The 19,831-nt window shown below is 26.1% G+C and carries 20 protein-coding genes and 1 riboswitch; of the genes, 17 read left to right on the forward strand and 3 right to left on the reverse strand.

Going from position 1 to position 19,831, the window contains the following annotated elements; translation table 11 throughout:
* Positions 1–79 precede the first annotated feature (79 nt).
* The 3 genes from CLPUN_RS23825 (at position 80) to purB (ending at position 2,319) form a co-directional block, all read left to right on the forward strand.
* On the forward strand, positions 80–340 hold the full coding sequence (locus CLPUN_RS23825) for a stage V sporulation protein S (RefSeq protein ID WP_077849697.1): 261 nt from the start codon (positions 80–82) through the stop codon (positions 338–340).
* Between the two features lie 124 nt (positions 341–464).
* Positions 465–725 carry an HPr family phosphocarrier protein gene (locus CLPUN_RS23830; protein WP_077849698.1) on the forward strand — a complete coding sequence of 87 codons (261 nt, stop codon included), beginning with the start codon at positions 465–467 and terminating at the stop codon, positions 723–725.
* Positions 726–888: 163 nt separating this feature from the next.
* Positions 889–2,319: an adenylosuccinate lyase gene (gene purB / locus CLPUN_RS23835; RefSeq protein ID WP_077849699.1), complete on the forward strand. Its 1,431-nt coding sequence runs from the start codon at positions 889–891 to the stop codon at positions 2,317–2,319.
* Between the two features lie 227 nt (positions 2,320–2,546).
* On the opposite strand, the gene CLPUN_RS28970 is transcribed toward purB, so the two are convergent.
* On the reverse strand, positions 2,547–3,053 hold the full coding sequence (locus CLPUN_RS28970) for an amidase domain-containing protein (RefSeq protein ID WP_242954242.1): 507 nt from the start codon (positions 3,051–3,053) through the stop codon (positions 2,547–2,549).
* Between the two features lie 937 nt (positions 3,054–3,990).
* Between CLPUN_RS28970 and CLPUN_RS23845 the strand changes: the two genes are divergently transcribed.
* The 7 genes from CLPUN_RS23845 to CLPUN_RS23875 all read left to right on the forward strand — a co-directional run bounded on the left by CLPUN_RS23845 (position 3,991) and on the right by CLPUN_RS23875 (position 11,738).
* Positions 3,991–5,199 (forward strand): DUF6398 domain-containing protein, encoded by a 1,209-nt coding sequence (locus CLPUN_RS23845; RefSeq protein ID WP_077849701.1) that lies wholly within the window; start codon positions 3,991–3,993, stop codon positions 5,197–5,199.
* 48 nt (positions 5,200–5,247) lie between these two features.
* A riboswitch (FMN riboswitch) is annotated at positions 5,248–5,362 on the forward strand.
* 321 nt (positions 5,363–5,683) lie between these two features.
* The gene (gene ribD / locus CLPUN_RS23850; protein WP_077849702.1) at positions 5,684–6,766 is read left to right on the forward strand and encodes a bifunctional diaminohydroxyphosphoribosylaminopyrimidine deaminase/5-amino-6-(5-phosphoribosylamino)uracil reductase RibD; all 1,083 of its coding nucleotides are present in this window, start codon (positions 5,684–5,686) and stop codon (positions 6,764–6,766) included.
* A gap of 93 nt (positions 6,767–6,859) precedes the next feature.
* Positions 6,860–7,516, forward strand: a complete 657-nt coding sequence (locus CLPUN_RS23855; RefSeq protein ID WP_077849703.1) for a riboflavin synthase — start codon at positions 6,860–6,862, stop codon at positions 7,514–7,516.
* A 150-nt stretch (positions 7,517–7,666) separates the two neighbouring features.
* Entirely contained in the window at positions 7,667–8,860 is a 1,194-nt protein-coding gene (locus CLPUN_RS23860) for a bifunctional 3,4-dihydroxy-2-butanone-4-phosphate synthase/GTP cyclohydrolase II (RefSeq protein WP_077849704.1), read from the forward strand.
* Positions 8,861–9,080: 220 nt separating this feature from the next.
* On the forward strand, positions 9,081–9,545 hold the full coding sequence (gene ribH, locus CLPUN_RS23865; RefSeq protein ID WP_077849705.1) for a 6,7-dimethyl-8-ribityllumazine synthase: 465 nt from the start codon (positions 9,081–9,083) through the stop codon (positions 9,543–9,545).
* A 410-nt stretch (positions 9,546–9,955) separates the two neighbouring features.
* Positions 9,956–11,026: a butyrate kinase gene (gene buk / locus CLPUN_RS23870; RefSeq protein WP_077849706.1), complete on the forward strand. Its 1,071-nt coding sequence runs from the start codon at positions 9,956–9,958 to the stop codon at positions 11,024–11,026.
* Between the two features lie 238 nt (positions 11,027–11,264).
* A complete protein-coding gene (locus CLPUN_RS23875) occupies positions 11,265–11,738 on the forward strand; it encodes a cell wall-binding protein (RefSeq protein WP_077849707.1) in 474 nt (157 codons plus the stop codon).
* 41 nt (positions 11,739–11,779) lie between these two features.
* Here CLPUN_RS23875 and CLPUN_RS23880 read toward each other — a convergent pair whose 3' ends face one another.
* On the reverse strand, positions 11,780–12,523 hold the full coding sequence (locus CLPUN_RS23880) for a 3'-5' exonuclease (RefSeq protein WP_077849708.1): 744 nt from the start codon (positions 12,521–12,523) through the stop codon (positions 11,780–11,782).
* 309 nt (positions 12,524–12,832) lie between these two features.
* Between CLPUN_RS23880 and CLPUN_RS23885 the strand changes: the two genes are divergently transcribed.
* From CLPUN_RS23885 to CLPUN_RS23905, 6 genes are all read left to right on the forward strand, one after another.
* Positions 12,833–13,096, forward strand: a complete 264-nt coding sequence (locus CLPUN_RS23885; RefSeq protein ID WP_077849709.1) for a hypothetical protein — start codon at positions 12,833–12,835, stop codon at positions 13,094–13,096.
* Between the two features lie 403 nt (positions 13,097–13,499).
* Positions 13,500–13,670, forward strand: coding sequence for a hypothetical protein (locus tag CLPUN_RS28260; RefSeq protein WP_198944401.1), 171 nt, complete (start codon positions 13,500–13,502; stop codon positions 13,668–13,670).
* Positions 13,671–13,891: 221 nt separating this feature from the next.
* The gene (locus CLPUN_RS23890; RefSeq protein WP_077849710.1) at positions 13,892–14,758 is read left to right on the forward strand and encodes a putative RNA methyltransferase; all 867 of its coding nucleotides are present in this window, start codon (positions 13,892–13,894) and stop codon (positions 14,756–14,758) included.
* An 84-nt stretch (positions 14,759–14,842) separates the two neighbouring features.
* Positions 14,843–15,319 carry a signal peptidase I gene (gene lepB, locus CLPUN_RS23895; RefSeq protein ID WP_143329123.1) on the forward strand — a complete coding sequence of 159 codons (477 nt, stop codon included), beginning with the start codon at positions 14,843–14,845 and terminating at the stop codon, positions 15,317–15,319.
* Between the two features lie 715 nt (positions 15,320–16,034).
* Positions 16,035–16,505 (forward strand): hypothetical protein, encoded by a 471-nt coding sequence (locus tag CLPUN_RS23900; RefSeq protein ID WP_198944402.1) that lies wholly within the window; start codon positions 16,035–16,037, stop codon positions 16,503–16,505.
* A gap of 390 nt (positions 16,506–16,895) precedes the next feature.
* Positions 16,896–17,156, forward strand: coding sequence for a cupredoxin domain-containing protein (locus tag CLPUN_RS23905; RefSeq protein WP_077849712.1), 261 nt, complete (start codon positions 16,896–16,898; stop codon positions 17,154–17,156).
* 149 nt (positions 17,157–17,305) lie between these two features.
* Here CLPUN_RS23905 and CLPUN_RS29845 read toward each other — a convergent pair whose 3' ends face one another.
* Positions 17,306–17,953 carry a transmembrane-type terpene cyclase gene (locus tag CLPUN_RS29845; protein WP_077849713.1) on the reverse strand — a complete coding sequence of 216 codons (648 nt, stop codon included), beginning with the start codon at positions 17,951–17,953 and terminating at the stop codon, positions 17,306–17,308.
* Between the two features lie 633 nt (positions 17,954–18,586).
* Here CLPUN_RS29845 and CLPUN_RS23915 point away from each other — a divergent pair.
* Positions 18,587–19,702 carry a glycoside hydrolase family 113 gene (locus tag CLPUN_RS23915; protein ID WP_077849714.1) on the forward strand — a complete coding sequence of 372 codons (1,116 nt, stop codon included), beginning with the start codon at positions 18,587–18,589 and terminating at the stop codon, positions 19,700–19,702.
* Positions 19,703–19,831 lie beyond the last annotated feature (129 nt).

Here is a 19,831-nt window from a genome sequence, read left to right on the forward strand (position 1 = left end):
AAAAGGAATTTGAGGAAAGTTATAGAATATATTACGATGTAAACGATTTGTAGAGTAAATTCTAGGAGGAATAATAAAAATGGACGTATTAAAAGTATCAACAAAGTCAAATCCTAACTCTGTAGCAGGTGCACTAGCAGCTATAATTAAGGATCAGAATATTGCAGAAATTCAGGCGGTTGGAGCAGGTGCTATAAATCAAGCAGTTAAAGCTATTGCTATAGCAAGAGGATTTGTGGCACCTAGTGGAAAGGATATCATATGTATACCTGCTTTCACAGATATAGAAATTGATGGAGAAGAAAGAACTGCCATAAAATTAATAGTACAACCTAGATAATTAAATTTTTTATTTTTAATTCATGAACAAGCAGTAATTTTAAGTTGAAATTATCTGTAAAAACGATTATACTATAATAGTTAAATGCTATATTTATTAATTTTTTGTAAAGAGGTGTATTTTAATGATAGCAAAAGAAGTTACAGTAAAAAACTCATCTGGTCTTCATGCTAGACCAGCAACATTATTAGTTAAGAAAGCTTCATCATTTAAATCAGACGTTAGTATAGAATACAACGGAAAGAAAGCAAATGTAAAGAGCTTAATAGGTGTTTTATCTTTAGCAGTAACTAAAGATGCTTTAATCAAAGTTGTTGCTTCAGGAGATGACGAAGCTTTAGCTGTTGAAGAACTTGTTAAATTAGTTGAAACTTTAGAAGACTAATATACAGAAATGGAACTGTCTTAAAGTAGAAATTTAATTTCTACTTTAAGACAGTTCATTTTTGTTTGAAAATAAAAAAATAATAGGCAAAAATCAAAAAAATATGATATAATACGAATATTGAAAGAAAAAGTATAAAATATATTCGTGTGGAGGTTTTTGAATGAGAAATTTATATAGCACACCTTTAAATTCAAGATATGCATCTAAAGAAATGAGTTTTATTTTTTCAGATGATATGAAATTTACAACTTGGAGAAAATTGTGGGTGGCTCTTGCAGAAGGTGAAAGAGAGCTTGGATTAAATATAACTCAAGAGCAAATAAAAGAATTAAAAGAGCATATTAATGATATAAACTATGAAGAAGCAGCTGAAAAAGAAAAAGAAGTTAGACATGATGTTATGAGTCATGTGCATGCATATGGTCTTCAATGTCCAACAGCTAAAGGAATTATTCATTTAGGAGCTACCTCTTGTTATGTTGGAGATAATACAGATGTTATAATAATGAGAGATGCATTAAATTTGGTTAAAAGCAAAATAGTTACAGTGTTAAACCATTTGAAAAATTTTGCATTAGAATATAAAGATATGCCAACATTAGGGTTTACGCATTTTCAACCAGCTCAATTAACTACAGTAGGTAAAAGAGCTACATTATGGATGCAAGATTTAGTGATGGATATCGAAAATGTAGATTTCTTATTATCAACACTAAAACTTTTAGGAGTTAAAGGAACTACTGGCACTCAAGCTAGTTTTATGGAACTTTTTGATGGAGACGAAAGTAAAGTTAAGGAATTAGATAAAATAGTAGCAGAAAAAATGGGCTTTAATAAGAGTTATGGAGTTACAGGTCAAACTTATCCAAGGAAACTTGATTCAATAATTTTAAATACTTTATCAGAAGTGGCTCAAAGTGCTTATAAATTTAGTAATGATTTAAGATTACTTCAAAACATGAAGGAAATGGAAGAACCATTTGAAAAAAATCAAATAGGGTCATCAGCTATGGCATATAAAAGAAATCCTATGAGAAGTGAAAGAATTAGTGCATTAGCGAGATATGTAATAGTAGATGCATTAAATCCAGCAATTACAGCAGGAACTCAATGGTTTGAAAGAACTTTAGATGATTCAGCTAATAAAAGATTATCTGTTGCAGAGGGTTTCTTAGCATTAGATGGAGTATTAAATCTATATATAAATATTGCAGAAAACATGGTTGTATATGATAAAGTAATAGCAGCGCATGTACTTAGAGAATTACCATTTATGGCTACTGAAAATATAATGATGGAAGCTGTAAAGAGAGGCAAGGATAGACAAGAATTACATGAGAATATCAGAATTCATTCAATGGCAGCAGCTCAAAGAGTGAAAGGTGAAGGTCTAGATAATGACTTGATAGAGAGAATTATAAATGATGATTCATTTGGTCTTTCTAAAGAAGAAATTTTAGCAATTATTGATCCAATTAAATTTGTTGGAAGAGCACCGAGCCAAGTTACAGAGTTTATTAGTGAATATGTAGATCCAATTATTAAGGTTAATGAAGAAGCCTTAAAGATCAAGAGTGAAATAACTGTTTAATATATATAATTTTTATTTAAATAATAAAAGTAATATATAACAAAAAACCATACGTAAATGGGAATACCCCCCTTATTTATGTATGGTTTTTATTCTGCATAATTCTAAAACCAAATGCAGTATTTAATCTTTGCTATAATTTAAGTGATAAATTAGGAGTTCCTTAACAAATACTAATGTATAACAATAGGATTCTAATTGAAAACATACAAGTCTTTATAAATATTTTAATTTATTTTCAAGGATCTAATGATTGGGTATCTATGAGGAAAAATCTGACTAAGAGGATAATTTAATTTATTATAGCTATGGCAGCAATATAAATAATCATTATTTGGAAGTTCATAAGTAATAAATCCATTATGAAAAAATCTTCCTATTTCAGGTTTTGAAAATTGAATTACACATCCTTTAGATAATGAATTTTTATTGGGAAGTTTTGTGGCTAACTTTTGTGTTGTTAAATATAAATAAATTTCTTCAACTCTAATCCAAGGCATAGTATATGGTTTCCAAAGTTTAGTTTGTTTTAAACCGCCAGCAAAAAGAATTTGTGAAATGAAATTTGTACAATCACCACCAGTGTTTTCGAAAGACTTATAGTTAGGATTTGGTTTTAAGGCAAAAGTTTCAGCATAAGCACAAGCATTTGCTATATTAAAAGTTGAATCTGTACGTTGAGTTTTATTATTATTGATAGTAGAGGAAATAGAAGTCCTAAATTTTTTATACAATAGTTCAAGGGAGGAAAGTTTATTTAACCATGAGCTTCGTTTAGTAGAAAAAATTAAATTAGTTAATTCATGCAAATCAGTTTTTAATATTGAGTTATATAAAAAAGGATTTTCCTCGTGCTCAATTAAAAATTGTATTTTAGATTTATTATTAAAGTGTTCTAAAATAACAATATATTCATAAATACATCCAGAAGGTATATTGTTTGGATGGTGCTCTATTGTAAAAAAAACTTTTAAGTTAAGTTTTACCTTTATAAAATTAGAATTTTCACTTAATATATCATAAGTATAATAAAATTTAAAATTGTTAAAGGAAGAATTAAAAAAATTTTTCCATTTAAAATAAAAAAGTTTCTCTAAGTATATTTCTTCAAAGATAAAATAACTTAAATGCTCTGTATTATTGTGGAGTAAATTTAGTTTTTCATAAGGAGTAGAAAGCAAAACACATAAATTATATAAGCTTGTAGTTAGCATAAATATTTCCTGTTCAAATTGATACTGCATATAAAAAGTTATAATAAGCAGACTATTGATATTTGATAATTATATTGCTAAAAATGAAATGGTATAGTAAATCAAAGTATTAGAATACTTTGTCTTTTTATATGCACTAGTTATTATATATCTATTAAAAATTTATAAAATTATACTAAAATATTAATAGAAAGTATATAAATAAAATAAATAATAAATGAAATTTAAATATAATAAAAAATAAGCAACATGAAAATTAATAAGTAGATATAATTGTAATTAATGTGCTATAATATAACGTGATTAAATTTAAAAAAACAATATCTGGTATTTTTATGTGTTAATATACATAACTTAAATTTTAAAATATAAATTTGGTGAATATACTTGTAAATAGTACTTGTTATAGGATAAAATCAAATTTGTTAAAGATTTTTAATAAAGGAGCTATCAAAGAATGCAAGAATTATCTAACGTAATAGCTAGCAAGTATGAAGAAATAATTAATAAGATAAAGAGTTTTTCAAACGAATATCTTAATGAAGAATATGAGAATATTTGTGTGAAAGCAACTGAAACTTTATTTTTTAATAATGAGGATAAATTGAAAAAAGGAAAAAGTTTTTCTTGGGCAGTAGGAATAGTTCATGCTATAGGAACTGTAAATAATCTATTTGATTCAAAAGAAGAGCCATATATTAAGGCTGTTGATTTATATAAAGAATTTGGTGTAAGTAGTAGTACAGGCTCTAGCAAATCAAAAGAAGTAAAGAATTTATTAAATTTATCAAAAGAAAATACAAAATGGTTAATAGAAAAAGAAAAGAGTATACAAGAGGCAGCGTTTACAGTAGATTCTGAAAAAAAGGTCAATAAAGAAGCTGAAAAAGAAATTTTTAAATTTGATATTAAAGAGGAGTATTTAGTAGCTCAAAATATTATTGAAAATGCATGGAAACAAAAGAATTATAAGAATAAAGCAAAATATGCAAAAGAAGCATTGGAAATATATGCAGATTGTTCTGATGCATATATTATCTTATCAAAAGATTCTAATTTAAATAATGTTCAAAAGAAAGAACTTTTAGAAAAAGCAGTTCAATCAGCAAAGAATGTATTAAAAATAGATGATTTAGAAGCTGCACCAACTGAAATTTTCAAACTAAAAATATCTGAACTTTTTTTTGGTGCTAAATATACTTTGGCAGTTCACTTATGGGAAAGTGGAGAAAAGGAAGCAGCAATAGAAAATGCCATTGATATTTTAAAATATAATGAGTACGATAACTTAATGGTTAGAAATTTATTAGCAAACTGGCTTTTAATAGAAGAAAGATATGTACAATTAAAAGATTTATTAGAAAAATATGAAAAAGATAATTCAGCAACCATAAACTATAGTAGAGTTGCATTTTTATATAAAACTAATGAAATCAAAGCAGCAGAAAATGCACTAAGAAGAGCATATAATAGAAATCCTTTTGTTATACAATATATAGTAAAACAAAAAAGAATTCCAAGCACATTGCCATACATAGCTAGATTTGGAAGTGAAGAAGAAGCAATAAGATATGCTAGTTTAGGGTTAGAAGTTTGGAAGGATCCTAAGATGATTCAATGGATTAAGGAAAAGAAAAAAGATTTTGATATAATAAAATTCAGTTAATACTTTACAATAGTATAATGATATGGTAATCTATAATAGAAAATTAAATAGTGTCTTCAGGGTTGGGTGAAATTCCCTATCGGCGGTACAGCCCGCAAGCTAAAAAAGCAGATTCGGTTAAATTCCGAAGCCGACAGTATAGTCTGGATGGAAGAAGATAGTAATAAATATTATTTATATTTAAAATTAAGAATTTAAATATTTATATTAATTTGTATTTTGCCCTGAATTTTTTTGAAATTCAGGGTTTTTGTTGTTTAAAGGCATACGGTATTCTGGAAAATATATAAACCAATGTAAGTTTATGATTATACCTTTATGTATGACAATCAAAATTTAGGCAAATTATTTTGAACTTTTAATTTTAAATAAAATTAATAATTGTGATTGTAATAAAAACTCTGAAGATTTTTAAAACTTCAGAGTTTTTTTGAATTTAGAAAATTATAATGGGTAAAAATATAGTAGAGGGAGATGATAACTTTTGGATGAGAAATATATGGAAAGAGCGCTAGAATTAGCTATGAAAGGAATTGGTAAAGTAAATCCTAATCCTTTAGTAGGAGCAGTTATAGTTAAAGATAGAAAAATAATAGGAGAAGGATATCATGAATGTTATGGCAGTGCACATGCTGAAAGGAATGCAGTTAAAAATTCTACGAGCCTAGTAGAAGGAAGTACAATCTATATAACTTTAGAACCTTGTGCACATTATGGAAAAACACCACCATGTGTAGATTTAATAATTGAAAAAAAATTCAAAAAGGTTGTAATAGGAATGTTAGATCCTAATATTCTAGTTGCAGGCAAGAGTATTGAAAAATTAAAGCAACATGGGATTGAAGTTGTAGTTGGTATTAAAGAAGAAGAATGCAAAAAGATTAATGAGATATTTATAAAATATATTACATCAAAAATACCTTTTGTAATTTTAAAAAGTGGAATATCACTTGATGGGAAAATAGCAACTTATAGTGGAAAATCTAAATGGATTACATCTAAAGAATCAAGAGAAGACTCACAAAAGTTAAGAAATAGATTGAATTCAATAATGGTAGGTATAAATACGGTTATTGCTGATGATCCAGAACTTACATGTAGAATTAATGATGAAAAAAAATTAATAAGAATTGTTGTAGATACTAAGCTCAGAATTCCACTGGATTCTAAAGTAATAAAAAATAATAATAATCTGACTATAATTGCAACTACGTTAAATTCAGATAAAAAGAAAAAGCAGAAGTTAATAGCTTTAGGAGTCAAAGTAATAGAAGTTTCGGAAAATAATAATAAAGTAGATTTAAAGGAACTTGTAAAAGAACTTGGTAAAGCAGGTATAGATTCAATTCTTATTGAAGGAGGAGGAACGTTAAATTTTTCTGCATTAGAAGAGAAGATAGTTGATAAAGTTATTTTTTATATATCACCTAAGATATTAGGAGGCAAAAAGAGCAAAAGCTGTATAGCTGGAATGGGATTTTCAGAATTAGAAGAAGCACCTAATCTGAAGGATATAAGTTATAGAACAATTGGTGAAGATTTAGTAATTGAAGGTTATATAAAATAATATTAACTAACAAAAAAATTAAAAATAAGTTTTATTATATTTATTAAAGTTAATGCAATTAAAATTTAAAAATATAGAAAATAAGGAGAAAAAATGTTTACTGGAATTATTGAAGAAATTGGAGTGTTAGAAGAACTTACTACAGATAATGGATTTGGAGTTATGAAAGTTAAATGCAATAAAGTTTTGAAGGATACTAAAATAGGAGATAGTATAGCAACAAATGGAGTTTGTTTAACTGTTAAGGAAATGGGTATACTTTCATTTAAGGCAGATGTAATGGGCGAAACTTTAGCTAAAAGCAATTTAGGAATCTTAAAAATAGGAGATAAACTAAATTTAGAAAGAGCTCTAAGCTTCAGTGATAGGCTAGGAGGTCATATTGTAAGTGGGCATATTGATGGAATTGGAGAAATAGTTTCAATAGAAGAAGAAATAAATGGAACTTGGCTTACAATTTCTGCATCAAAAGATGTTTTAAAATACATCATATATAAAGGCTCAATTGGGATTGATGGAATAAGCTTAACAGTTGCTTATGTTGATAATGAAGTGTTCAAAGTTTCTGTTATACCTCATACTTTAGAAAATACCATACTCCTTAACAAGAAAATTAATTCTAAAGTGAACTTAGAGTGTGATTTAGTTGGAAAATATATAGAAAAGTTATTTACTCCAAAAGATGAAAATGAAGAAATAAAAAAGAGCAATATAACCATGGAATTTTTGATGAATAGTGGTTTTAAGTAACCTTTCTATTGAAAAATAGTTTCTTACATTAATATTAGGTACAGTTATTATATATGCAGTCTATTTACTAAAGCATATACAGACAAATTTTAATAGAAAGGCAATCATATTAAAATTACGTGAAAATATATAAATTAAGGGGAGAAGAAGATGAAATTTAATAGTATAGAAGAAGGTTTAAAGGATATTAAAGAAGGAAAAATGATAATAGTGGTTGATGATGAGGGAAGAGAAAATGAAGGAGATTTGGTAATTCCAGCAGAAATTGCAACAGGAGAACATATTAATTTTATGATTAAGTATGCGAGAGGGTTAGTTTGTGCACCGGTAGAAAAAGAAATTGCAGTGAACCTAGGTTTAAATCCTATGGTTGAAAAAAATACAGATAATCATGAAACAGCATTTACAGTAGCTATAGATCACAAGGATACAACAACAGGAATATCAGCATTTGAAAGAGCTTATACAATAAACAAGCTTGTAACCTCAACAGAAGTAAATGACTTTAGAAGACCAGGTCATGTATTTCCGTTAATAGCTAAAGAAAAAGGAGTTTTAGAAAGAATTGGTCATACTGAAGCAGCTGTAGATTTAGCCAAAATTGCAGGGTTCAAAGGTGCAGCAGCTATATGTGAAATAGTAAATGATGATGGAACTATGGCAAGACGTGATGATTTAATCAAATTTGCTAAGGAACATGGTTTGAAAATTTTGACTATAGAAGAATTAATTAAATATAGAAAAGAAATACATTTAAGTGTAACTAAAGAAATAGAAGCTAAATTACCAACTAAATATGGAGAGTTTAAAGTTGTAGCTTTTAATGAAAAGGGTACAGAAAAATGTCATTTAGCACTAATTAAAGGAGAGATTAATGGAGAAGAACCTATCCTTGTAAGAGTTCATTCAGAATGTTTAACAGGAGATGCCTTAGGGTCTAGAAAGTGTGACTGTGGTGAACAATATGCAGCAGCAATGGAAATGATAAGAGAAGAAGGTCAAGGAATACTTTTATATATGAGACAAGAAGGTAGAGGAATAGGTCTTTTAAATAAACTAAAGGCTTATGCACTTCAAGATACAGGACTAGATACTGTAGATGCAAATTTAGCTTTAGGTTTTAAAGAAGATATGAGAGATTATAAAGTAAGTGCGGATATTTTAAAAATATTAGGAATTAATAATATTAGGTTAATTACAAATAATCCAGCAAAAATAGAGGGACTTAAAGGATATAATATTGAAGTATCTCAACGAGTTCCAATACAAATGCCAATAAATAAAAGTGATGAATTTTATTTAAAAACTAAAAAAGAAAGAATGAATCATATATTAAATATATAATATTAATATATTTTCAATTAGGCGTTTATTTTTATTGATAAATCACGACGTAGTTTAATTTTTGTAAGTAGTTATATTACTTAAATATATTATTTTTTAATACTGATTCAATATATAATTTAAGTTTAGTTTACTATAAAAATTAAAAGTAAAATAATATAACTAGTTAATAATTTTATGCAAAAATTTATATAAAATAATTAAAATTGGAGGAAAAATAATGAATATATTTGAAGGAAATTTAGTATCAGAAGGATTAAAATTTGGAATTGTAATAGGAAGATTTAATGAGTTTATAGGTAGTAAGCTTTTAGATGGAGCTTTAGATGGATTAAAAAGGCATGGAGTTAAAGAAGAGGATATTGATATTTCATGGGTGCCAGGTGCATTTGAGATCCCATTAATAGCTAAGAAAATGGCACAAAATCCAAAATATGATGGAGTAATATGTTTAGGTGCAGTAATAAAAGGATCGACTTCACATTATGATTACGTTTGTTCAGAAGTTTCAAAGGGAATTGCAAGTGTTTCTCTTGAAAATGGAAAACCAGTAATGTTTGGCGTACTTACAACAAATAATATAGAACAAGCAATTGAAAGAGCAGGAACTAAAGCTGGAAATAAGGGGTATGAATGCGCAGTTTCAGCTATTGAAATGGCTAATCTAATAAATAGACTGAAATAGAAGAAAATTGAAAGGAGTAGAGGAGTTACCTCTACTTTTCTGTATGGAAAGCTTAACGAAAATAATAGGCAGGTTTGAATAAAATTGTTAAAAAACACACAAACTATTTTTAATTTACAAAATATAATTTAAAATTTTCTAATATTTCAAACGTTGAGCCAAAATGATATTATCTATTTATGTAAATACAGAAAAATATAAACGTTTAAATTAAAAAGGAGGGTAAATGAGTAATTAATTTTATTGCTAAGTAAAAATAATAAAATTAGTTATAATTAAAAACAAGTATGTCATCTATTCTATAAAAAGATTGTATAAGACATTATAGTAATATTTTAACTTGCAAGAAAACGTTTAACATATTATAATAAGCAACATATAAAAAATAAAAACATAGGGGAGGAAAAGATGTGAGCTACAAATTATTAATAATAAATCCAGGTTCTACATCAACTAAAATAGCAGTATATGAAGATGAAAAGGAAATATTTGAAGAAACATTAAGACATTCATCAGAAGAAATAGGTAAATTTAAATATATATTAGATCAAAAAAGTTTTCGAATTGAGCTTATTTTAGAAATGCTTCAGCAGAACAAAATAGATATAAAAGAAATGAATGCAATTGTTGGGAGGGGGGGGCTTCTAAAGCCAATAGTTAGTGGTACTTATAATGTAAATGATGCAATGTTAAAAGATTTAAAAGAAAGTGTTCAAGGAGAGCATGCGTCTAATCTTGGAGCTATAATAGCTAATGAAATTGCAAATTCCATTAGTAAGCCATCATTTATAGTAGATCCAGTAGTAGTGGACGAAATGGAGGAAATAGCAAGATTATCAGGTATACCAGAGCTTCAAAGAAAAAGTATTTTTCATGCATTGAATCAAAAAGCAGTAGCTAAGAGATATGCTAAAGAAAATTCAAAAAAATATGAAGATATAAATGTTATAGTCGCTCATATGGGGGGCGGTGTTTCTGTAGGAGCACATAAAAATGGAAAGATAATTGATGTAAATAATGCTCTTGATGGTGAGGGGGCATTTTCACCAGAAAGAAGTGGTGGTGTTCCAGCTGGTGATTTAGCAAGAATGTGTTTTAGTGGGAAATATACATTAGAAGAAATTTTAAAGAAGATAACAGGAAAAGGCGGATTTGTAGCTTATCTTAATACAAATGATGCTAGAATTGTAGAAGAGGGAGCAGTGGAAGGCGAACCAAAAGCAAAATTAGTACATGATGCTATGGGATATCAAGTAGCAAAAGATATAGGAGGAGCAGCAGCAGTACTTAATGGTAAAGTAGATGCTATAATTTTAACTGGAGGTATGGCTTACGGTAAGCCAATGGTAAACTTAATTAGTGAAAAGGTTGGATTTATTGCTCCTATAGTTGTTTATCCTGGTGAAGATGAAATGCTTGCCCTTGCACAAGGGGTAATTAGAATCCTAAGTGGAGAAGAAGAAGTTAAAGAATATAAATAAATTGTAATGAAGTTTTTGCTAAAAAATGGAATTTTGGGCTCAGTTTAAGAACAAAAATTGAGTTGCTAAAAATTATTTAAAAGAAAAAGTTTATTAAATACATGCTCTCTAGTAAAAAATGAAAAATTTTACTAGAGGGTAAATTTTTTTGCTAAGGTTATCTTTATTCTATTTTATAAGTTAGCTTAATAAAAATATTAAGTAAGAATAAATTCTATAAGATAGAGAGGATGATATAATGATAAAACATAAAAGTTTAAAGAAAGTGTTAATAATTGCAATTGCTCTAACTGCATTATTTACATTTAGAGAAATTAAACTAATAGAAGCAAATGCAGAAGGTTGGATAAATGTAGATAATAGCTGGCGTTACTATAGTGGAACTGATATAGAAACTGGATGGTGTAAATCTAATGGAAATTGGTATTACTTAAATGAAGACGGATTGGCAAGAACAGGATGGATTAAAAGTGAAGGAAAATATTATTACCTTGATCAAAGCACCGGAAAGATGTTAACCGGTTGGATTCAAGATCAAGGAAATTGGTATTATTTAAATAGCTTTGGAGAAATGATCACAGGATGGTTTGAATACAAAGGGAATCTGTATTATTTAAATACCTCAGGGGTAATGGTTAGGGACATTTATATTGGGGAATATTATCTAGGGCCAGATGGTGCATGGAAAGAAGGCCAATATCACCATAGATAATTATATATTTATCTAATGTATATTTTAGTATAAACAATATTCTATTGTTTAAATTGACCAGTTTTACCCATAATATATGCAAGTTTTATTATAGATTTTTCTTCATCAGACATTTCTCTATTGTACATTTTTTCAAATTGTTTTATCAAAGAAATTGTATTTATTTTTTGTTTATGTTGAGCTGACTTCCTCTTGTCTGATGAAGAAGTATAGATTATAGGCTTCATATTGTGATTATGAATAATTTTAAAAATTTCTGCAGTGTAATAAGCATCATAAAAAGCATTATGGAAATCACCTTCAATTGCTATATTTAAAAGTTCAATTGCAGTTTTTAAGCCAATTTTAAATTTATTTTCTGTTTTAAGATATTTTGAAGCATATGCTTGAAGATCAATATATTTAAAAATTGGTGAGGTAGATAAACTGTAAAACTTAACATTTCTCATAAGTTCTTTAATGTCAACTGTGCCCCAAACACATAATATTGTTTCATCATCTCCAATAAAGTTTAGAAAATCTTTGTAAACAGCAATAAAATTTTTACAAGAAGAAACTTGTTCATCTGTTATTTTAGTTAAATTCTCTACAAGTGGATGAATAGTTTTATAAATAGTTGGTTTAATTAAAGCGTCGAATGTAGATATTGTTTCAAAGTTTTCGTTTAATTTTACTGCACCAATTTGAATTATTTCAAAAGGAATACTAGAAAATTGATTATTTTCATTTTCTATATATTCATTATTTTTTTGATTAAATTCTAAATCATAAATTATATAATTCATGTTTACGCACCTACTTTATTTATCTTTTTAATATTATATATGTTCTAAAAAATTTTGTTCATTAAGATTTAATTTCTATATTAGAGTGATTGGATAAGACAACCAACTAAATTATGAACTTTCTTAATTAGAACTTATATAGATCATTGTATTTTAAGATTTAATGATATAATATTTTTGTGATACTTTTGTTTTTTATCGGTATAATTTAACAATAATTAATATATGTTTAATTAGTAAATATAATGAGAAAAATGAACAAATGGTAAAATCATAAAAGCTCATTAGATTAAATGGGAAGGAGCCAATATGGAAAATTTAGAGTATGAAATAAAATATCAAAATTTAAATGTAAGTCAATTAATAAAAAATAAGGAACAATTTGACTATGACATAATAGAAGTATATATTTCAGAGTATAGTAAGGGTTTTAAAGTTAGTCAAATAGGAAAAACTCATGGAAGTGGAACTATTTTTACTTATGAAAAAATACACGATGCAGAAGAAGCGGAAATATATATAAAAGTAGTAATAGAGTTAATTAAAAAATATAATAATAAATATGCAACTTAAATAGTCTTGGATTGTTTTGAAAAAAGCGTGTAAAAATTTATTATGTGTTAATATAAAAAATATTGAAAGAATTTACGGAGTCATAAAGCAATATTATAATTTGAAATGTTAAACGATAAAAGTTATTAATTAATATAGACTTTTAAAAAATAATGTGTTAATATATAAATATACAAAAGATACTGATTTCATTAATTTAATTCTCCATAAATTTTTGAGGTGGCCATTATTTTTGCTACCTCAAAAATTATAAATTAAGTACAAAGATATAAATATTAGAAGTTTAGACAACAATTAAAAATAATATACTAGTTAAATATAAATTGTTTAAAAATTTATATTTATAGACACATAATTGACAAAAATTAATGGTATTATATGTTTTAAAAAGGATGTGAGGAATATGGGAAATTTAATAAAGATTAATATGTATGTAGAAAGAAAGAAAGCTAATAATAATCTTATAAATATAATGAAGATAGAAGAAAATATTTTAAATTACAATGAGTGGTTAGAAAAAAATCAAAGAGAGGATAAAATAGAGAATTATGAAAAGTTTTTGCAAGCTCAGTAATTATTCGTAAGGATAGGTTAGACGTTGATGTTTAATCTATTTTTTTATGTTAAATATCTGAAAATTAATATACTAAGCTTTAACGTATATCGAATATTTTACAGGTTAAATTCTAGATTAAGCTGCTTAAATTAAATTTTCACTTCTTTTAATAGTTGATAAAGATCTAGAAAAAGTGTATAGTAAGAGATTGTAAAGACATAGAAAGCGAGCTGTATATTATGGATAATAATTTTGCTAATCAATTATTACTTTGTCCTGTTTGCAAAGAAAATTTGATTAAAGACACTTTAAATAAAACATACAAATGCAAAAGTAATCATGCGTATGATATTGCAAAAGAAGGATATGTAAATTTATTAATTAGTAATCAAAAAAGAAGTAAAAACCCGGGTGATTCTAAAGAAATGGTTCTAGCAAGAATAGATTTTTTATCTAAGGGGTATTATAAGAAATTATCTGACAAAATCAATGAAAGGATTGTTCAATATTTAACTAAGCATGATAGAGACGAGTTTAATATTATGGATTTAGGTTGTGGTGAAGGCTATTATTTGATAAATCTTAAGAATTATATGGATGAAAAAAATATAAAAGCTAATTATTATGGTATAGATGTTTCTAAAGAAGCGGTGAAATATGCTGGTAAAACAAATAAAGATTGTGTTTGGGCAGTTGGTAATAATTTCAATATTCCAGTTGGTGAGAAATCTATGGATTGTATACTTTCAGTATTTAGTCCTATAGATATTGATGAATGTAATAGAATTCTAAAGGATGATGGAATTTTTATAAGAGTTCTTCCAAGAATTAATCATTTAATTGAACTTAGAAATATTATTTATTCAGAAGTTCATTTAAATGAAAAGGTATATAGAGCAAGTAATGAGGATAATGAATATGTGGAAGAATCTAATGTTACGTTTGAGATTGAATTAAATAAGGAAGAGATACTAAGTTTATTAAAAATGACACCACATTATTGGAAATCTACACCTGAAAATAAAGAAAAGTTAGAGTCTTATGAATCACTTTTTATTACTATAGATATGCGTATAGGTGTGTTTCAAAAGAAAATTGACAATTAAATTATTAATTTAGGAGGGGCTATTTTGGAAGAACGTATTGACAAAAAAGAAAACAATATTATTAAATTTTTTAAAGATTGGGTAATGCCAATAATTAGTGCGGCAATTATATACCTTTTGTTAAATAAATTTGTATTTTTTAATGTACAGGTACCAACAGGTTCAATGATTCCGACTATAAATATAGGCAATAGAGCAGTTGTAACTAGGATATACAATTTACATAATCTTAAAAGAGGCGATGTAATTGTATTTTATTCAGATGAACTTGGAGAAAGATTAGTAAAAAGGCTAATAGGACTACCAGGGGATAAAATAGAAATAAAAAAAGGTATAGTATCTATAAATGGAGAACAATTACAAGAAGATTATGTTAAAAATAAAGATAATTATAGTGGTACTTTTGAAGTGCCAGAAGGAAAATACTTCTTTTTAGGTGATAATAGACCAGTATCAAAGGATGCAAGATATTGGATAAACCCATACATAGATAGTTCTGCTATAGAAGGGAAAGCACAATTTATATTTTATCCATTTGCAGATTTTAAGTCTATAAAATAGTTTTTATCAAAAATTAATTATATCAATTTTACTTTTGAAATGGATAGGATTGTTGTTTTTTTGTTTCAGAAGGTTTATTGATTTTAGAAACTAAAAATGAAAAAAGTATTCTATAAAAACTTAAGTTATATAGGAATGCTTTTGTAAATAAATAAGTGTGAGTGTTAAACTAGAATAAGTGATTTAGCATTTGCACTTATTTTATTTATTAATAATTGGAATAATTATATGAATTTAAATTTAAAAATTAGTATTTTTAATATAATGTAGAATTTAAAAGAGATTTTCATATTGAAAATTATATTTAGAGGATTGTTTTTCAATAATTTTAATTACTATAATATTAAAAATGATTTGTCGAAAAAAAATTTGAAAAATTTTTGAAAAAATATAGAATATTTTGTCACAATGTGTTAATATATAGCTACACAAAAGAATAAAACTCAAAATCCCCCAATCCCAACCCCAATCCCTCATAATTTATATATAGGTGCAGTCATTAATTTGGCTGCACCTTTTGTTTGTATTAAAAAATATAATATAGCTAGAATTTAGAAGAAGAATTTTTTGCAGCGACTTTTGTAAATGATATGAATCAAATGCAAAAAGTAAGATTTTTTATTACATACGAAAGTGAAATAGGAGTAGCTTTTAGGATAGTTGTTTCATATATTATAGAACTAAAAGGCATTATATATAGGAAGAAGGAGTTTGTATGTTAAAAACAATGCTTGAAAAAATAGAGAAGGTTTTAAAAGGTAAATTAGATAGATCAAAATTGCAAGAAAAAATAGTAAAGCATCCTAATTATATTTTGAAAGCAAAAGAAATTTGGAATATGATAAATGCAGATTTAGGAATTTCAAATACAGTAGAAAATAAATTCATATCAAAAGTGGAAAAGTTTGAAAAAACAGTACTTGCTAAATTTCCAGAATTAACAAAGGCAGATGTTATAGAACTAAGGAAAACTATTATTGGAGGTGCTAATGCTGGGAAAGAGATGGTATTAAATCAAGTAGATAATCTAAAACAGTTGCAAATTTTTAATACTAAGTTAAAAGAAGAAAATGAAAAACTTAAGGAACAATTGAGTAAGTTTAGTATAAATGAAACTTTAAATATAGATAAAATATTAGAGGAAGAGCCAAAAACAGTGACTGAAGAAAAGACAGAGGAAGAATAAATAAAAAAATATATATATTGTAATAATAAAATTACATTCAAAAAAGTTATATGCTGAATAAATGACTAGACGCATGATGTAAAAAACTAATTGCAAAATATATAGGATAGTTTAAAATAATTTATTTATGGTTAAATAATGTAATGCATATGCAAATTTAATTGAAAGAGTAGCTGATATAGCTGCTTTTTCATATTATTTAGAATTAAAAATTTTAATGGAATTATTTATCAACGTATCATTAGGTTATATTTATTGCATTAGTGGAGCCGGTGCAGTAGCAATGAACTTTAAAATTTTTTTAGAAGATATTAAGAAAATATTCAGATAATTGACAAAGAACTGACAAAAAAGAATAATATAATAATTGTTAAAGAGGGAGTTGGTATTATGATAAAAGGTAATGAAGAATTAAAAATTAGAGATAAAGTTACAATAGATGATAAAAAAATATTAACTAGGGCATTAGATGGAATTAAGGGATGGAATTTTAATCCTGTAGCAGTAATTACTAATGAAGGGGAAGATTATTATTTTATTTGTAAGGTAAAAACAATAATAGAAAATTTGCAAATGACTATGGCAAAAATATATATTAAAATTCAAAAGGGTAATAAACCAAGATTATTGAGTATAGAAGAAATTGTATAAATAAAAATACTTATATGGATTATAGTTTAATTATTCAGTGTTAATTAAGCTATAATCCACTTTATTTTAGAAACTGGAATTAAGCAGAGATATTAGTAGGAGTATTGTTTTGGTTTATGTTGTAAGTTTAGCTAAATTAATATAAAATTTTAACTAGATTTATAGTTGAACTTTGAATAATTAGAAGAGACTTTTTTTATATTATTTAAGAAGTATATATATAAGATGTCAAATAATGAACAAAAAAAACCAAGAATTAAAATTAATTTATATTCATGAAAGACACCATATAAAATAGTAGGAGCTAGAGTACCTATCCATTTATATATTCCAATAGATAGATTTTGACCTTTAAGATTATTCCTATTTACAAGCATGTTAATAAATAAGATGGACATTATAAGATTTTGAAGAAATCTCGAATATACTCCTCCTAAGGTTCCAAAGTCTATGAAAAAATAGTATTGAATGAGAAAAGCCATTAGAAATATTACTATAGTCCAAGGCATGAAATATTTTTTGCTTGTATATTTTGGAAAATGTTGTTTTCCATATCTTAAGTATGTATATACAATTATAATATCTAAAAGAAACCAGACTAGGGTGATGAAGGTCTGAAGGTTTAAAATATCGTTTTTTAAATTAATAAAAGAATTAATTGATTCCCAAGCAAAGTTCAGTGCTAATGCAATAAATGGCATTCCGTAGGTTTTTTCCTTAAAACCTAGAATAATTAATTGAACATAAACCAGTGTCCAGCATATTCCACTCAATAGTAATAGTAATAGAAATAACATTTTTAGATTTCCTCCTCATATAAAATTTTTAAATGGGTTAATATAAAATATTCAGATACAAGGAAAACTAGACATAAATTATTCAGAATATAATGTAATAAATTTTTAGTACAGTGCATATAATTTTATTTATAATTATAATTGTGTTTGAATTTCTGGTAGAAGGAATGGATTTGTAATAGTGCAAAAAATATCAAGTAAATATTGCTATGATTTTGTCGAAAAATAATCAATGACACATTGTTGAATAATGTAGACTATTTTGTCATATTGTGTTATTATATAAACATACTAAAGAACATGAAAATGTACAAATGATAGTGATATTAAATATACTAAAGAAATGAAGATAGAAGAACTAAAGTTTAAGGGGTAGCTATAATGGCTATCTCTTTTTGCGTTAATTTTAATATTATAATAGGCAAATTTATATATTTAATTTAAAAAACTAGAGATTTATAAATAATTTTGATTAAATTATTAAACTCTAAAAAAATGATTTAAAAAAATAAGTAATATGGTATTTGAATCAATATGTTATAATAGGATATATTTGTTAAGATAAGTCGTAGAAGTTGATTTATAAAATGGCAATTAATTTTTTGAATATATTATAATTTCAAGGGGGAAAAAATGACTAAAACAAGGATAATCATAACAATTATTATATTAAGTATATTTTTAGGTGCTTTTTATAGTTATAAAATTAATGTTAATTCTAGAGGTGTAATTAATGAAATGATTAATAAAGTAGAGGGAAAGACATTAAATGCTAAATTCGGAACAAAAATCAAATCGGGTAACTTATCTACTGATTATAATATGGAACAAGTACTTAAAGATATAGATAAGCTTGAATTAAATACTTTAAATGTTCCTGTAGTAATAAATATTGATAATAGAACTTCAAGTAATATGACTGTAGATAGTTATAGTGAAAAGCGTGCGATAGAATTAATTAAAAAATTAAGATGGAAGAAGATAAATATAATATTAGAACCTTATCCATGGATAGAAAATGGAAGTGTAGGAGAAACAGTTTGGAAGCCTGATAATATAAATGACTTTTTTTATAATTGGACGCATAATGTTTTGGATGTTTTGATTAAGGATGTTGCTGTGCCTTATCATGTGGATGCATTTAACATAGGTACAAGCTTTGTTAATATGGAAGATAATGAAGGTTATATGTGTGACATGATAGATTATGTTAGAAAACAATATAAAGGTTTAATAACTTATAGAACAAATTTTTGGATTACTGCAATAGAATGGGAGCCTAATTTAACTAATAAATACGAAAAGAAATTAAATAATATATTCTTTTCAAAATTAGACTTTATTTCTATAGCATCATATTTTGAACTTACTAATAATGAAACTAATACTGTAGAAGATTTGGAAAAAGCGTTGGAAAGTTCAACAATATATAATAGAAAACAAAATATAAAACAGGAAATAAAGAATTTTTATGATAAATGGAACAAACCAATTTTCTTTGGTGAGTTAGGTTTTCCTAGAACCAATAAAGCTTCAGTTGCTCCATATGATCCGCAAATTTCTCATATTAGTAATAATCAAGAGCAAGCAAATTGTTTTGAAGCGTATAGAAGAGCTTTTGAAAATGAATCTTGGCATCTTGGATTTTCAATATTTGCTATAGGTGAAACAAGTGGTGATAAGATGTATTATCCGAGTGAAGAAAGTAGTGAAATTATAAGAAAGTGGTATTTACAGAGAAGGGATTAATTAAATAAGATTTTGTTGATTATATATATTCTAAAAAAATTTTGTTCATTAAGATTTAATTTCTATATTAGAGTGATTGGATAAGACAACCAACTAAATTATGAACTTTCTTAATTAGAACTTATATAG

The sequence above is a fragment of the Clostridium puniceum genome, assembly GCF_002006345.1.
Taxonomy (GTDB): Bacteria; Bacillota; Clostridia; order Clostridiales; family Clostridiaceae; genus Clostridium; species Clostridium puniceum.

Coding starts and splice junctions, on each gene's coding strand:
- CLPUN_RS23825 (WP_077849697.1), top strand. CDS start 80: ATGGACGTATTAAAAGTATCAACAAAGTCAAATCCTAACTCTGTAGCA.
- CLPUN_RS23830 (WP_077849698.1), top strand. CDS start 465: ATGATAGCAAAAGAAGTTACAGTAAAAAACTCATCTGGTCTTCATGCT.
- purB (WP_077849699.1), top strand. CDS start 889: ATGAGAAATTTATATAGCACACCTTTAAATTCAAGATATGCATCTAAA.
- CLPUN_RS23845 (WP_077849701.1), top strand. CDS start 3,991: ATGCAAGAATTATCTAACGTAATAGCTAGCAAGTATGAAGAAATAATT.
- CLPUN_RS23855 (WP_077849703.1), top strand. CDS start 6,860: ATGTTTACTGGAATTATTGAAGAAATTGGAGTGTTAGAAGAACTTACT.
- CLPUN_RS23860 (WP_077849704.1), top strand. CDS start 7,667: ATGAAATTTAATAGTATAGAAGAAGGTTTAAAGGATATTAAAGAAGGA.
- ribH (WP_077849705.1), top strand. CDS start 9,081: ATGAATATATTTGAAGGAAATTTAGTATCAGAAGGATTAAAATTTGGA.
- CLPUN_RS23875 (WP_077849707.1), top strand. CDS start 11,265: ATGATAAAACATAAAAGTTTAAAGAAAGTGTTAATAATTGCAATTGCT.
- CLPUN_RS23880 (WP_077849708.1), bottom strand. CDS start 12,523: ATGAATTATATAATTTATGATTTAGAATTTAATCAAAAAAATAATGAA.
- CLPUN_RS23885 (WP_077849709.1), top strand. CDS start 12,833: ATGGAAAATTTAGAGTATGAAATAAAATATCAAAATTTAAATGTAAGT.
- CLPUN_RS28260 (WP_198944401.1), top strand. CDS start 13,500: ATGGGAAATTTAATAAAGATTAATATGTATGTAGAAAGAAAGAAAGCT.
- CLPUN_RS23890 (WP_077849710.1), top strand. CDS start 13,892: ATGGATAATAATTTTGCTAATCAATTATTACTTTGTCCTGTTTGCAAA.
- lepB (WP_143329123.1), top strand. CDS start 14,843: ATGCCAATAATTAGTGCGGCAATTATATACCTTTTGTTAAATAAATTT.
- CLPUN_RS23900 (WP_198944402.1), top strand. CDS start 16,035: ATGTTAAAAACAATGCTTGAAAAAATAGAGAAGGTTTTAAAAGGTAAA.
- CLPUN_RS23905 (WP_077849712.1), top strand. CDS start 16,896: ATGATAAAAGGTAATGAAGAATTAAAAATTAGAGATAAAGTTACAATA.
- CLPUN_RS29845 (WP_077849713.1), bottom strand. CDS start 17,953: ATGTTATTTCTATTACTATTACTATTGAGTGGAATATGCTGGACACTG.
- CLPUN_RS23915 (WP_077849714.1), top strand. CDS start 18,587: ATGACTAAAACAAGGATAATCATAACAATTATTATATTAAGTATATTT.